We start from the raw sequence: 13,135 nt of genomic DNA, 5'->3' as shown, positions 1-13,135 counted from the left end.
GGAGTGCTTGCTCTTTTTTTAGGTGCTTTACATGTTTTCAACGGAATTATTTGAATACTACCCTTGGCTTTTTCCTATATTCGCCAGCCTGTTTGGTCTGATTGTCGGCAGTTTTCTCAACGTCGTCATCCATCGCTTGCCAATTATGATGGAACGAGAGTGGCGACAAGATTGTGCCGAGAGCTTCCCTGAATATAAAATCCAGCCACCGCAAGGGACTTACAACTTGAGTGTGCCACGTTCAGCGTGCCCATCTTGTCAAAGCAAACTGCGTATCATTGATAATATTCCCGTATTGAGCTGGTTAGTACTCAACGGCCGTTGTCACCATTGCCAGGCTAAAATTTCTGCGCGCTACCCTTTTGTAGAACTGCTAACCGCAATCCTGTGTTGCACCATCGCTTTAAACTTTCCTTTTAGTGGCTATGCCATCGCTCTTATTTTTTTCACGTTTGTGTTAATCAGCGCGACCTTTATTGATTTTGATACTATGTTATTGCCCGATCAGTTAACTCTGCCTTTAGTATGGTCAGGGCTGGCATTGGCTCTCTTTGAGGTAAGCCCGGTATCGCTTCATGATGCGGTTATTGGTGCAATGGCTGGCTACCTTGCCTTGTGGAGTGTCTATTGGCTTTTTAAGTTGCTCACAGGTAAGGAAGGCATGGGATATGGGGACTTTAAACTTCTCGCAGCCCTAGGGGCTTGGCTTGGTTGGCAATACTTACCAATGATCATTCTGCTTTCTTCTTTGGTTGGGCTGTTTTTTGGCCTGATACAACTACGAATGCAAAAAAAAGGTATTGATAAAGCCTTTCCATTTGGCCCTTATCTTGCGATAGCTGGCTGGCTCAGTATGATGTGGGGAGAGAGTATCATGAATTGGTACTTATCCTCATTTATAGGAATTTGATATGGCCTATGTCATCGGCCTAACGGGCGGTATCGCCAGTGGAAAAACAACCATTGCCAACTTATTTCACGAACATTTTGATATTGAGCTGGTTGATGCCGATATCATTGCTCGTGAAGTTGTCGAACCTGGAAGTAAAGGCTTGCAACAGATTGCCAAGCGATATGGGACTGCGATCTTAACGGAAGTTGGCACATTAAACCGCGCAGCACTACGTGAGAAGATCTTTTCGAATCCAAAGGAAAAAGCGTGGTTAGATGCCTTATTACATCCTATGATAAGACAGCAAATGCAGCTAGCGTTAAGTCAAGTTCGCTCTCCTTATGCATTACTGATCATTCCGTTAATGGCAGAGAATAACCTTCAACATATGGCTGATCGCGTATTAGTCGTAGATGTCGATGAGCAAACTCAGATTGATCGTACGATGCAACGCGACAATATCTCAAGGCAGCAAGCAGAAGCCATCCTTGCTGCACAAGCGAGTCGAACTGAGCGTTTAGCCATCGCAGATGATGTGATTAAAAATGATGCAAAAAACCGTCAACTTTTGCCTTTAATCACAGATTTACATAAAAAGTACCTAGCCATAAGCAGTGCAAATCTGTGAGAATAAAAGAAGATCAATGTAGGGCATAACTGAATGACCACCCACTTTTTTGAACATCCACTTAACGAAAAAACTCGGATCTACCTTCGTGTTGAGTCGCTGCTGCAACAACTAAATACATCAGCGCAATTTCGCGATGAACTTCAGCACCTGCTATTTTTTCGTTCCTTATTTGATCTTCTGGAAATTTTTGAACAGATCCAGCTCAAAAGTGAACTAGCTAAAGATATTGAAAAGCAACGACTCACATATCGAAGTTGGCTCAATGTCGAAGGCGTTGATCAAGAAATGCTTCGTGGCATACTCAATGAAGTGGATCAAACTCACGCAGGTTTAATGGCTGCTGAGCGTTTCGGTCAGAGTTTAAAAGAGGATCGTTTCCTCGGCTCAATTCGCCAGCGATTTAATTTACCTGGTGGCGCATGCTGCTTCGATCTTCCAGCATTACATCATTGGCTTCATCTCCCTATCGAAAAGAAGAATGCAGATACTCAACGCTGGTTAAGTACCTTGCTGCCGTTATCCAACGCTCTCGATCTATGGCTCAAGCTGTCTCGTGAAACCGGACATTTTAAACACCAATATGCACATTCTGGTTTTTACCAAAGCGATGCAGAAGAAGCCAATATCTTAAGACTCGATATCCCACTCCAATATGGGGTTTATCCTATGATTTCCGGACATAAAAACCGTTTTGCGATTAAGTTTATTGAGTTTTCTACCGGGCAAGCTTGTTCACACGATATCGAGTTTGAATTGGCGGTTTGCTGCTGATATTAATCCACTTGCGCTCTCTCGCTGCAACACAGACAATACCCTTCTGAAGTAAATTTTAGGTTTTCACAATGACAAAAAAACTGACCATAGTTCAATGCCCACAATGCAATACTGATGTTGAGTGGGGAGAGCAGAGCCCTCATCGACCGTTTTGTAGCAAACAGTGTCAGATGATTGATTTTGGTGAGTGGGCAGATGAAGAGAATACGATACCGGGTGCCTCAGACATGTCAGACAGTGACGGCTGGTCTGAAGAATCGTACTGAAATAATTCATTTAAAATGATGTGCATAAAAAAACGGGGTCGATGAATCGACCCCGTTTTACTATGAGAACGCTAGTTATAGCATTACTTCTTAGCAAGTTTCTCTTTGATACGAGCAGACTTACCAGAACGCTCACGTAGGTAGTACAGTTTGGCACGACGTACTGCACCACGGCGTTTAACTTCGATGCTATCAACAACTGGAGAGTGAGTTTGGAACGTACGCTCAACACCTTCACCGTTAGAGATCTTACGTACAGTGAAAGCAGAGTGAAGACCACGGTTACGGATTGCAATTACAACGCCTTCGAAAGCCTGTAGACGTGAACGCTCGCCTTCTTTAACCTTAACCTGAACAACAACAGTGTCACCTGGTGCAAACTTAGGTAGGTCTTGTTTCATTTGCTCTTGCTCAAGAGCTTTGATGATGTTACTCATTTTTAAATTCCTAGAATAAACTGATACTAAATAAAATAGGTTACTTTGCGTTATGTTCTTTAATGAACTCAGCAAGTAATTGTTCCTGTTCGTCAGTCAGAGCTAGGTTTTCCAGGAGCTCTGGTCTTCTTTGCCAAGTTCGGCCCAGCGACTGTTTAAGTCGCCATTGACGAATGTCCTTGTGGTTGCCAGACATCAGTACCGCTGGTACTTGTTTGTCATCCAACACTTCAGGACGCGTATAGTGAGGGCAATCTAGCAAGCCATTGGCAAAAGAATCTTCTTCTGCTGACGCAAAATCTCCTAGTACACCCGGAATAAACCGAGAGACAGAATCGATCAACGTCATGGCTGGTATCTCACCACCCGTCATCACAAAATCCCCGATCGACCATTCTTCGTCGACTTCAGATTGAATGATGCGCTCATCTACCCCTTCATAACGGCCACAAATAAGCAGTAAATTCTCATTTGTTGCCAGTTCTTCAACCCCTTTCTGGTCGAGCTTACGACCTTGAGGAGATAGGTAAATGACTTTCGTCTTACCCGGTGAGGCTTCTTTTGCAGTATGAATGGCATCACGCAAAGGCTGAACCATCATTAACATGCCAGGGCCACCACCATAAGGTCTATCATCAACAGTGCGATGTTTGTCGTGAGTAAAATCTCGAGGATTCCAAGTCTCAATCGACAAAAGACCTTTTTTAACCGCTTGACCTGTTACTCCGAAATCAGTAACAGAACGGAACATTTCAGGAAAAAGGCTTATTACGCCAACCCACATGTGTATCTCGCTCTGTAGCTTTGGAGTTTAGAATCCAGGATCCCAGTCAACTTCGATCCGTTGAGCTTCGCGATCAACTTTAGTGATCACTTGCTCTTCAAGAAACGGGATTAGTCGTTCCTTTTGCCCGAAAGCATCTTTTAGATTTGCTTTCACAACCAAAACATCGTTTGAGCCAGTTTCTAGCATGTCTGTAACAACACCTAGATCGTAACCTTTCGTGGTTACCACTTGCATACCAAACAATTCGCGCCAGTAGAATTCATCTTCTGACAGTTCAGGCAGTGCCGCAGGGTCAATAGCGATTTCAAAGTTCGTCAGTAAATGCGCGTCTTCGCGAATATCCAGACCTTCCAGCTTAGCCACCATACCTTTGTTATGGCGCTTCCAGCTTTCTACTTTGTACTCAACCCACGAACCCTTTTGGTTAATAAACCAAGGGCTGTAATCAAATATGCTTTCAGCATTGTCTGTGTAGGAAAAAACTTTAAGCCAGCCACGAATGCCATAAGTAGCACCAAGCTTGCCTACAACAATCTTGTCGCCGCTCATCGTTTCTTTACCTTTCATCGACATAAGCTAATTTCTACTTCTTAAATTAAGAATTAAGCCGCTTTTTGAGCGTCTTTAACTAGCTTAGCAACGCGGTCAGATAGAGATGCGCCTTGACCAACCCAGTGGTTAACGCGATCTAGGTCTAGACGTAGACCTTCTTCTTGACCTTTAGCAGTTGGGTTGAAGAAACCAACTTTCTCGATGAAACGGCCAGTTGCAGCGTTACGGCTGTCCGCTACTACGATTTGATAAAATGGACGCTTTTTAGCGCCGTGACGTGCCAAACGAATGGTTACCATGTCGTCCTCTTTGCTTTCTCAAAAATAAAATTAACCCCAGAAACCATTTATCACTAAACAGTTTGGGGTCTCGTGCCAAAATAAAGCTCCGGAATTTTACTCTTATTCCGAGTCAATGCAAGGGTTTTAGCTATTTTTTCACCAACATAAATAGGGATTTTCGTTTGTGACCTAGCTAACAGGTTGAAAATAAAGTTTCTACCGCCCCTTAAATTCTAATGCAGTGTTTCTTCAACGAAAAAGAGCCCGAAGTTTCAGGCCATTTTCATTTAGATACAACTTAGCGACCAAATGGATTAAATCCGCCACCCATGCCGCCCATACCACCCATCATGCCTTGCATATTACGCATCATGCCTTTCATGCCACCCTTTTGCATTTTCTTCATCATTTTTTGCATTTGAGTGAACTGCTTAAGTAAACGGTTTACATCTTGAACCTGAGTACCTGAACCAGCAGCAATACGCTTTTTACGTGAACCTTTGATGAGTTCTGGGCGCTGACGCTCTTTCATCGTCATAGAGTTAATGATGGCTTCCATCTGCTTAAACATTTTGTCATCGACTTTATCTTTGACATCAGCAGGGAGTTGGGACATGCCTGGAAGTTTATCCATCATTCCCATCATGCCACCCATGTTTTGCATTTGACCAAGCTGTTCACGGAAGTCTTCTAAGTCAAAGCCTTTCTTCTCTTTGAATTTCTTAGCCAGCTTCTCGGCTTTTTCTTGGTCAACATTACGTTGAAGATCTTCAATCAGTGATAGAACATCACCCATTCCAAGAATCCGTGATGCAACACGATCAGGGTGGAATGGTTCTAGTGCGTCGGTTTTCTCACCCACACCGAGGAATTTGATTGGCTTACCCGTGATATGACGAACCGATAGTGCGGCACCACCACGTGCATCACCATCGACTTTGGTTAAGATCACACCCGTCAATGGAAGGGCATCACCAAATGCTTTCGCTGTATTTGCAGCATCTTGCCCCGTCATCGCATCAACCACGAATAGGGTTTCTACTGGCGTGATAGCGGTGTGAAGTGCTTGGATCTCCGCCATCATCTCTTCATCAACCGCTAAACGACCAGCAGTATCCACAACGAGAACGTCGTAAAACTTCTTCTTCGCATGGTCGATAGCAGCATTCGCAATATCAATTGGTTTTTGATCTGGCGAAGAAGGGAAGAAATCAACACCTACATCACTAGCAAGTGTCTCTAGCTGCTTGATTGCCGCTGGGCGGTAAACGTCAGCAGAAACAACTAAGACTTTCTTTTTGTCTCGCTCGGTGAGTAGTTTCGATAGTTTACCTACCGAAGTGGTTTTACCTGCACCTTGTAGACCCGCCATCAAAATAACTGCAGGTGGTTGTGCCGCGAGGTTCAGCGCTTCATTCGATTCGCCCATCACCGCTTCAAGTTCGGTCTGAACGATCTTAATAAACTCTTGACCAGGCGTTAGAGACTTGGAAACCTCAACACCAACTGCGCTTTCTTTGACACGCTTAATGAAATCTCGAACAACTGGCAGCGCAACGTCCGCTTCCAGCAATGCCATGCGTACTTCACGCAAGGTCTCTTTAATATTGTCTTCCGTAAGACGTCCCTTACCGCTGATATTTTTCAGCGTGCGGGATAAGCGATCCGTTAAATTCTCAAACATCTTTTACTCTTCGCAAGATTCGGCGATAAATTAAAGTGAGTATACCTTAGCCAAAGTAGACATGACAAAGTTCAGATGAAATTTGATATCTCAACTCTCACAATTAGCGCGGTAATTCCATAGCCCAAGCCGTTGATGCAGGGTATAATTCGTCAATTAACCACCAGCTTTTAGAGAACAATGGACAACTTAATCGCTGTTGTTGCTACCATCTTATATGTTTTGGCAATAGCAACCATTATCCCGGGACTGGTTCACCAGACAGGTATTCGCTCGAAGACCGTTTTTGTCAGTGCGGTGCTGGCCCTTGCTTTTCACGCTTGGCTATTAAGTGATCTAATTTTTGAAAGTTCAGGACAAAACCTGAGTATTCTCAATGTCGCCTCTCTGATCAGCTTTATTATCTCTCTGGTTATGAGCGTGGCCATGCTCAAAACTCGGATCTGGTTTTTGCTCCCGGTGGTCTACAGTTTTTCTGCACTAAACCTCTCTGCCGCCGCATTCTTACCAAGTACCTTTATTACCCATTTGGAAAATGACCCTAAGTTATTAATCCATATATCACTGGCGCTGTTCTCTTATTCAACACTGACAATCGGGGCATTGTATGCACTGCAATTAGCTTGGTTGGATCACAAATTAAAGGCAAAGAAAGCGCTAGCAATTAACCCCAACCTGCCACCTTTAATGATGGTTGAGCGGCAATTATTTAAGATCATTTTGATAGGTAATCTATTGCTAACAGGAACACTGCTAACAGGCTTTGTTTTTGTTCAAGATATGTTTGCGCAGGGTAAAGCACATAAAGGAATCCTCTCTTTCATCGCTTGGATCGTCTATTCCATTTTACTTTGGGGTCATTATCAAAAGGGATGGCGAGGAAAGAAAGTCACTTGGTTTGCGGTCGCTGGAGCCACATTACTCACCCTTGCCTACTTTGGTAGCCGGTTTGTTCGCGAAATTATTCTAAACTGAGACGCCTGATAAGGTGCATGCAATGCACCTTTCTTCTACAATACTCGCCTTATTGACTTAACTAGCGAGTTAGGCCATAAATTAACCAGAACTTCAAAAGGAAACATTAAGCTTTGGATGACATATCAACGGGTATCTTATTTGCGCTACTCGCGTGTCTGATTGTAATTTCAGGATATTTTTCAGGCTCAGAAACAGGGATGATGGCTCTGAACCGCTACCGCTTAAAACACCTTGCTAATACTGGCCATAAAGGTGCAAAGCGAGTTGAAAAGCTGCTAGATCGCCCCGATCGTCTTATCGGCCTTATTCTTATCGGTAACAACCTAGTTAATATTTTAGCTTCTGCCATTGCCACCATTTTAGGCATGCGCCTCTACGGCGACCTTGGTGTAGCAATCGCCACTGGTGCCCTCACGCTTGTAGTACTGGTTTTTGCAGAAGTCACCCCAAAAACATTGGCAGCGCTATACCCTGAGCGAGTGTCATACGCCAGTAGTATTGTCCTAACTGTTTTAATGAAGCTGTTATCTCCTCTGGTTATTTTCGTTAACTTTATTACCAACGGGTTTATTCGCTTACTGGGAATCAAAGCGAAGCATGGTGATGATGACCACCTCAGCTCAGAAGAACTCCGCACCGTGGTGAACGAAGCCGGTAGCCTGATCCCAACGCGCCACCAAGATATGTTGATTTCAATCCTTGACTTGGAACACGTGACAGTCAACGACATCATGATCCCAAGGAATGAAATTACTGGTATCGACATCAATGATGATTGGAAGTCGATTGTGCGCCAACTGACACACTCTCCACACGGGCGTGTTGTTCTTTACCGAGATCAAATTGACGAAGTTGTTGGAATGCTTCGTTTGCGTGAGGCATCACGCCTAATGCTGGAAAAGAATGAATTCAACAAAGAAACGCTGCTTCGTGCCGCTGATGAAGTCTACTTTATTCCTGAAGGCACACCTTTAAATGTTCAACTGCTTAAGTTTCAGCGAAATAAAGAGCGAATAGGCCTTATTGTTGATGAGTATGGCGACATCATTGGTTTAATTACACTTGAAGATATCCTAGAGGAAATCGTTGGCGAGTTTACGACCTCCATTGCCCCTAGCTTGTCGGATGAAATTACACCACAAAGCGATGGCAGCTTCCTGATCGAGGGCAGTGCAAATATTCGCGACATTAACAAAGGATTAAAATGGGATTTGCCTACTGATGGTCCTAGAACATTGAATGGCTTGATCCTTGAACATTTAGAAGATATCCCAGAAAGTCATCTGAGTGTTCAAGTCGCGGGACATCCAATGGAAATTGTCGAATTAGAAGAAAATAGAATCAAACTGGTTAAGGTGTTTCCATTATCCAATAAGAATTAAAAAAAGCCTTGGTAACACCAAGGCTTTTTTCTTTAACGAACCTTACGGATCTAGTCATCTTCAATACTAAACAAGTTTTCCATACTTAGGCCTTGCTTGATCAGGATCTCACGTAACCTTCTAAGTCCTTCAACTTGGATTTGACGAACACGCTCACGCGTCAGGTTGATCTCTCGTCCCACTTCCTCAAGTGTCGAAGGCTCATAGCCTAACAATCCAAAACGACGAGCTAACACCTCTTTCTGCTTAGGATTGAGTTCATCTAACCAATGAATCAATGAGTCTTTAATATCATCATCTTGCGTCGATACTTCTGGATCAGAATATTTCGCATCAGGAATGATATCCAGCAACGCTTTTTCACCATCACCACCAATCGGAGTATCAACAGAGCTGATACGCTCATTCAGGCGCAGCATCTTACTGACATCATCAACGGGTTTATCTAATTGATTGGCGATTTCTTCTGCCGTCGGTTCATGATCAAGCTTTTGAGATAATTCACGTGCCGTACGCAAATAAATATTGAGCTCTTTTACAACATGAATTGGCAAGCGGATGGTGCGAGTCTGATTCATCAAAGCACGCTCTATTGTTTGGCGAATCCACCACGTGGCATACGTAGAGAAACGGAAACCGCGCTCAGGGTCAAACTTCTCAACCGCACGAATCAAACCTAAGTTGCCTTCTTCGATTAAATCGAGCAGTGCAAGGCCACGATTGCTATAACGGCGTGATATTTTAACGACCAGACGTAAGTTACTCTCAATCATTCTTTTACGCGCAGCTTCATCACCACGCAACGCGCGGCGTGCATAAAGCACTTCTTCTTCAGCTGTTAATAAAGGAGAAAAACCGATTTCACCGAGGTAGAGTTGAGTGGCATCCAAGCTTTTTGCGGAAACCTCGAACTCTTCTTTGTTTGTAGATGTTTGAACACTTTCTTCAACAGACGATCCGTTACCGGCAGAAAACGATTCCATTGTTTGCTGATCGATATCGAACTCTTCGACTTTAGTTGCTGTATTGCTGATACTCATAGCGCCTCCCCCTGGCGAGCTAGCAAGACATTACTACTCTTTAATGTCGCTATATTACTCTTAACAAGTAAATTGTTACGGTAAGTAGCGTTTTGGATTCACCGACTTACCCTGATAGCGAATTTCAAAGTGTAAGCGAACACTATTGGAGCCTGAACTACCCATGGTCGCAATTTTTTGGCCTGCTTTTACACTCTGTCCTTCGTGTACGAGCAACCGATCATTATGCGCATATGCACTGAGGTAATTGTCGTTATGTTTTATTATGACAAGGTTACCGTAACCACGCAGTGCGTTACCCGAATAAACAACGGTGCCACCTGCTGTTGAGACTATTGACTGACCTCGCTGTCCTGCGATGTCGATGCCTTTATTCCCTTGGTCTCCAGCAGAAAAGTTTTTGATCACTCTCCCTTTTGTTGGCCACAACCATTTGGAAACTTTATTATTATTTGGTTTTGAAGTACTGACTATTTTGTTAACATTTTGTTTACCAGTAGCCTCAACATACTCCTTTGGTTTCGATTGATCAACCTTCTTTGGCGGATCTTTCTTCACCACTTTTTGGTTATTTTTCGAACTTGATGCTGTAACCTTTTGATTTGAGCTTTTACTCGGTTTGGTCACGGTTGTCGCGGCAACAGCAGTGGTTGTCGACGCTACAGCCCCTGTTGCTGGCCCAGCTCCTGTTCCACCGTATGCAGGCGGCTTATAGGCAGGGCGCCATAATCTTAATTTTTGTCCTGGATAAATGGTATAAGGTGGCTGCAACTTATTGTAACGAATGATCTCTTTTACATCTTTATCTGTGACGTAAGCTATAAAGTATAGCGTATCGCCTTTTTCCACTTGGTAGAAACTACCTCGATAGCTACCACGAGGGATAGAGTCATAATCTTTCTTCAACCCAGAAACTGGCGCAGGGGAATGTGCAGCACAGCCAAGCAGAGTGCTACATAATGCGAATATAATGAGTGAATAAAGCTTTAAAGACATAATTTAAGCGAGATCACCTTCAATAAGGGGAACAAATCGTACCATTTCAATAAGTTCAGACTGATACTCACCTCCATGGCGAGTAATTTTCAGTAATTGTTGATCCTCGGTCCCTACAGGAATCACCATCACACCACCTTCACTTAGCTGCTCAAGAAGCGCAGAAGGAACTTTGTTAGCGGCCGCTGTCACGATAATCGCATCAAAAGGCGCTTTCCCTTGCCAACCTTGCCAGCCATCACCATGCTTTGTCGAAACATTATAAATATCCAATTGCTTAAGACGACGCTTCGCCTCCCATTGCAATGATTTAATACGTTCCAGTGAATACACATGTTCAACCAGTTGCGATAAGACCGCAGTCTGGTACCCCGAACCCGTGCCGACTTCTAGGACTTTACTCTTTCGTGTAAGTTCCAGATTTTCTGTCATTTTTGCTACGATGTACGGTTGTGAGATCGTTTGCCCAAGTCCAATAGGCAACGCGTTGTTGTCATACGCTTGATGACGCATCGCTTGAGAAACGAAAAACTCACGAGGAAGTGCATAAATCGCGTTCAGCACTTCTTGATCTTTGATGCCACTAGCGACAAGAAACTCTATTAATTTGTCGGCATGTGGTTTTGTCATCTTATTTATCCTTCAACCAGTTATCCATACTTCTTAGCGACTCATGTGCGGTTAGATCGACTTGCAGTGGCGTAACCGACACCGAGCCCCTTTCTACTGCATAGAAGTCTGTCCCTTCTCCCGCATCTTGTTCCTTGCCGGGAGGTCCCAACCAATAAATATCATGGCCTCTGGGATCTTGCTGCTTAATCATTTCTTCCGCGTGATGTCGAGCACCCAATCGAGTAACACTTGTCTCCATAAGCGCCTCTTCGGGTAAATCAGGGATATTTATATTCAAAAGTCGATTGGTTGGGATTGGATTACACAAGTGCTGGAGCACGATCTCTTTTGCAACCGTCGCAGCCGTGGCAAAATGCTTCTTACCCACCAATGAAAAAGCGATCGATTGTACACCGAGAAAATGCCCTTCCATTGCCGCAGCAACCGTTCCAGAGTAAAGCACATCGTCGCCTAGGTTTGCACCGTGATTAATTCCCGATAGCACTAGGTCTGGTAAATCATCTTTTAGCAGTTCATTTAAAGCGAAATGGACACAATCGGTTGGTGTCCCTTGAACCGAATAAACATTGGGTTCTATCTCACTAACACGCAGAGGCTGTTCTAGCGTGAGAGAGTTTGAAGCCCCGGAGCGATTTCGATCCGGAGCCACAATCACCACTTCAGCAATGGATTCTAGCTCTTTTGCTAATGTTCGAATCCCTTCCGCATACACACCATCATCATTACTGATTAAGATCTTTAAAGAGCGTCCATTCATATTAGTATTCGCGTTCTACTACAATTTCTTCCATTAATTCACGTACGATCGCTGTCGCAAAGTTTCCAGAAGTTAATGAAAATGACAAGGTGATGTTTTGGCCATCAACCGTCCAGTTCAGATCCTTCGGATAGAGAGCAATCGCTCTGCGTTCATGACGCATCCGGTTACCACGGATCAAAGCCATTAGATCCGGTTCCGCATCCAAGTGAGGCTGCTCTAATGTTAATGCCTTCCCTTGTGTAGGTAGGGCATTATCCCCCGCCAGTGCTGCGGTAATCTGAAGCTCACCATTACCCAATTTAGCATTAAAATCAGACAGACTTTCTTGAGTTACATTGAGCACCTCGCCATTGTTCAACGCAATATCACCTTCGATAAAATGGTTGAAATCACCTTGCTCAATACGTGCAGAAACAATGTGGTTAAAAATCCAAGAGCGAGCGGCAGACAAATATAAACTACGTTTGTTTTGGTTACGGGTACGAACATTCTCCCGCCCCCAACGCCTTGCTTCCTCAACATTATTACCATCTCGGCCAAAACGTTGATTACCAAAATAGTTCGGAACACCTTTTTGGCTAATCGTCTCTAGTCGGCTAAGCACATCATCAACATCGGTAACTTCAGACAATGTCACTTCAAACTGGTTACCCCATAAATCACCTGGACGCAGTTTTTTATTGTGTCTGGTTGTCTGTAAGATCTCGATAGAAGGATAACTTGCAAGAAACTGAGTAAAATCTGGTGTTTCTCCCTTAGGAAGATGAACACTCAGCCACTGCTCGGTTACGGCATGGCGATCTTTAAGCCCAGCCCAACTGACATCTTTTGACTTTACACCACATGCTTTTGCTAATTCATTGGCGACAAAGCTGGTATTTTCACCGGTTTTACGAATGCGAACCATCAAGTGCTCGCCTTGACCTTCTAGTTCATAACCTAGAATTTCATTCACTTTAAAATGTTCAGGCTGAGCTTTTAGCTTGCCTTGAGCAACGGGCTTACTGTTCAAATAAGCCAATGAAGACAACATGTCTGACAT

At 43.8% G+C, this 13,135-nt stretch carries 16 protein-coding genes; 6 read left to right on the top strand and 10 right to left on the bottom strand.

The window, feature by feature from the left end; translation table 11 throughout:
- The first annotated feature begins 31 nt into the window (after positions 1–31).
- From ACQEXU_RS04320 to yacG, 4 genes are all read left to right on the top strand, one after another.
- Positions 32–910 carry a prepilin peptidase gene (locus tag ACQEXU_RS04320; protein WP_427009832.1) on the top strand — a complete coding sequence of 293 codons (879 nt, stop codon included), beginning with the start codon at positions 32–34 and terminating at the stop codon, positions 908–910.
- Position 911: 1 nt separating this feature from the next.
- The gene (coaE, locus tag ACQEXU_RS04315) at positions 912–1,520 is read left to right on the top strand and encodes a dephospho-CoA kinase (protein WP_427009831.1); all 609 of its coding nucleotides are present in this window, start codon (positions 912–914) and stop codon (positions 1,518–1,520) included.
- A gap of 33 nt (positions 1,521–1,553) precedes the next feature.
- On the top strand, positions 1,554–2,294 hold the full coding sequence (gene zapD / locus ACQEXU_RS04310; RefSeq protein WP_367987326.1) for a cell division protein ZapD: 741 nt from the start codon (positions 1,554–1,556) through the stop codon (positions 2,292–2,294).
- Between the two features lie 71 nt (positions 2,295–2,365).
- Positions 2,366–2,563, top strand: a complete 198-nt coding sequence (gene yacG / locus ACQEXU_RS04305; protein ID WP_427009830.1) for a DNA gyrase inhibitor YacG — start codon at positions 2,366–2,368, stop codon at positions 2,561–2,563.
- Positions 2,564–2,646: 83 nt separating this feature from the next.
- Here yacG and rplS read toward each other — a convergent pair whose 3' ends face one another.
- The 5 genes from rplS to ffh all read right to left on the bottom strand — a co-directional run bounded on the left by rplS (position 2,647) and on the right by ffh (position 6,304).
- Positions 2,647–3,000, bottom strand: a complete 354-nt coding sequence (gene rplS, locus ACQEXU_RS04300; protein ID WP_427009829.1) for a 50S ribosomal protein L19 — start codon at positions 2,998–3,000, stop codon at positions 2,647–2,649.
- Between the two features lie 40 nt (positions 3,001–3,040).
- Positions 3,041–3,784, bottom strand: coding sequence for a tRNA (guanosine(37)-N1)-methyltransferase TrmD (trmD, locus tag ACQEXU_RS04295; protein WP_427009828.1), 744 nt, complete (start codon positions 3,782–3,784; stop codon positions 3,041–3,043).
- A gap of 27 nt (positions 3,785–3,811) precedes the next feature.
- Positions 3,812–4,360 (bottom strand): ribosome maturation factor RimM, encoded by a 549-nt coding sequence (rimM, locus tag ACQEXU_RS04290; RefSeq protein ID WP_427009827.1) that lies wholly within the window; start codon positions 4,358–4,360, stop codon positions 3,812–3,814.
- A gap of 29 nt (positions 4,361–4,389) precedes the next feature.
- On the bottom strand, positions 4,390–4,638 hold the full coding sequence (gene rpsP, locus ACQEXU_RS04285) for a 30S ribosomal protein S16 (RefSeq protein ID WP_005438039.1): 249 nt from the start codon (positions 4,636–4,638) through the stop codon (positions 4,390–4,392).
- Between the two features lie 280 nt (positions 4,639–4,918).
- Entirely contained in the window at positions 4,919–6,304 is a 1,386-nt protein-coding gene (ffh, locus tag ACQEXU_RS04280; RefSeq protein ID WP_427009826.1) for a signal recognition particle protein, read from the bottom strand.
- Positions 6,305–6,484: 180 nt separating this feature from the next.
- Between ffh and ACQEXU_RS04275 the strand changes: the two genes are divergently transcribed.
- A complete protein-coding gene (locus tag ACQEXU_RS04275) occupies positions 6,485–7,279 on the top strand; it encodes a cytochrome C assembly family protein (RefSeq protein WP_367987332.1) in 795 nt (264 codons plus the stop codon).
- Positions 7,280–7,392: 113 nt separating this feature from the next.
- Positions 7,393–8,664, top strand: a complete 1,272-nt coding sequence (locus ACQEXU_RS04270; RefSeq protein ID WP_427009825.1) for an HlyC/CorC family transporter — start codon at positions 7,393–7,395, stop codon at positions 8,662–8,664.
- Positions 8,665–8,714: 50 nt separating this feature from the next.
- Here ACQEXU_RS04270 and rpoS read toward each other — a convergent pair whose 3' ends face one another.
- The 5 genes from rpoS to truD all read right to left on the bottom strand — a co-directional run bounded on the left by rpoS (position 8,715) and on the right by truD (position 13,135).
- Entirely contained in the window at positions 8,715–9,704 is a 990-nt protein-coding gene (gene rpoS / locus ACQEXU_RS04265) for an RNA polymerase sigma factor RpoS (RefSeq protein WP_367987334.1), read from the bottom strand.
- A 75-nt stretch (positions 9,705–9,779) separates the two neighbouring features.
- On the bottom strand, positions 9,780–10,700 hold the full coding sequence (gene nlpD / locus ACQEXU_RS04260) for a murein hydrolase activator NlpD (protein WP_427009824.1): 921 nt from the start codon (positions 10,698–10,700) through the stop codon (positions 9,780–9,782).
- Positions 10,701–10,703: 3 nt separating this feature from the next.
- A complete protein-coding gene (locus tag ACQEXU_RS04255) occupies positions 10,704–11,330 on the bottom strand; it encodes a protein-L-isoaspartate(D-aspartate) O-methyltransferase (protein WP_367987336.1) in 627 nt (208 codons plus the stop codon).
- A 1-nt stretch (position 11,331) separates the two neighbouring features.
- Positions 11,332–12,090, bottom strand: a complete 759-nt coding sequence (gene surE, locus ACQEXU_RS04250) for a 5'/3'-nucleotidase SurE (RefSeq protein WP_427009823.1) — start codon at positions 12,088–12,090, stop codon at positions 11,332–11,334.
- Position 12,091: 1 nt separating this feature from the next.
- Positions 12,092–13,135, bottom strand: a complete 1,044-nt coding sequence (gene truD, locus ACQEXU_RS04245) for a tRNA pseudouridine(13) synthase TruD (protein WP_427009822.1) — start codon at positions 13,133–13,135, stop codon at positions 12,092–12,094.

Source organism: Vibrio sp. TRT 21S02 (assembly GCF_050113675.1).
Taxonomy (GTDB): domain Bacteria; phylum Pseudomonadota; class Gammaproteobacteria; order Enterobacterales; family Vibrionaceae; genus Vibrio.
This window is presented reverse-complemented; position numbering and strand designations above follow the sequence as displayed.

Excerpts from the sequence above, each read along its gene's own strand:
- ACQEXU_RS04320 (WP_427009832.1), top strand. The coding sequence starts at position 32 with ATGTTTTCAACGGAATTATTTGAATACTACCCTTGGCTTTTTCCTATA.
- coaE (WP_427009831.1), top strand. The coding sequence starts at position 912 with ATGGCCTATGTCATCGGCCTAACGGGCGGTATCGCCAGTGGAAAAACA.
- zapD (WP_367987326.1), top strand. The coding sequence starts at position 1,554 with ATGACCACCCACTTTTTTGAACATCCACTTAACGAAAAAACTCGGATC.
- yacG (WP_427009830.1), top strand. The coding sequence starts at position 2,366 with ATGACAAAAAAACTGACCATAGTTCAATGCCCACAATGCAATACTGAT.
- rplS (WP_427009829.1), bottom strand. The coding sequence starts at position 3,000 with ATGAGTAACATCATCAAAGCTCTTGAGCAAGAGCAAATGAAACAAGAC.
- trmD (WP_427009828.1), bottom strand. The coding sequence starts at position 3,784 with ATGTGGGTTGGCGTAATAAGCCTTTTTCCTGAAATGTTCCGTTCTGTT.
- rimM (WP_427009827.1), bottom strand. The coding sequence starts at position 4,360 with ATGTCGATGAAAGGTAAAGAAACGATGAGCGGCGACAAGATTGTTGTA.
- rpsP (WP_005438039.1), bottom strand. The coding sequence starts at position 4,638 with ATGGTAACCATTCGTTTGGCACGTCACGGCGCTAAAAAGCGTCCATTT.
- ffh (WP_427009826.1), bottom strand. The coding sequence starts at position 6,304 with ATGTTTGAGAATTTAACGGATCGCTTATCCCGCACGCTGAAAAATATC.
- ACQEXU_RS04275 (WP_367987332.1), top strand. The coding sequence starts at position 6,485 with ATGGACAACTTAATCGCTGTTGTTGCTACCATCTTATATGTTTTGGCA.
- rpoS (WP_367987334.1), bottom strand. The coding sequence starts at position 9,704 with ATGAGTATCAGCAATACAGCAACTAAAGTCGAAGAGTTCGATATCGAT.
- nlpD (WP_427009824.1), bottom strand. The coding sequence starts at position 10,700 with ATGTCTTTAAAGCTTTATTCACTCATTATATTCGCATTATGTAGCACT.
- ACQEXU_RS04255 (WP_367987336.1), bottom strand. The coding sequence starts at position 11,330 with ATGACAAAACCACATGCCGACAAATTAATAGAGTTTCTTGTCGCTAGT.
- surE (WP_427009823.1), bottom strand. The coding sequence starts at position 12,090 with ATGAATGGACGCTCTTTAAAGATCTTAATCAGTAATGATGATGGTGTG.
- truD (WP_427009822.1), bottom strand. The coding sequence starts at position 13,135 with ATGTCAGACATGTTGTCTTCATTGGCTTATTTGAACAGTAAGCCCGTT.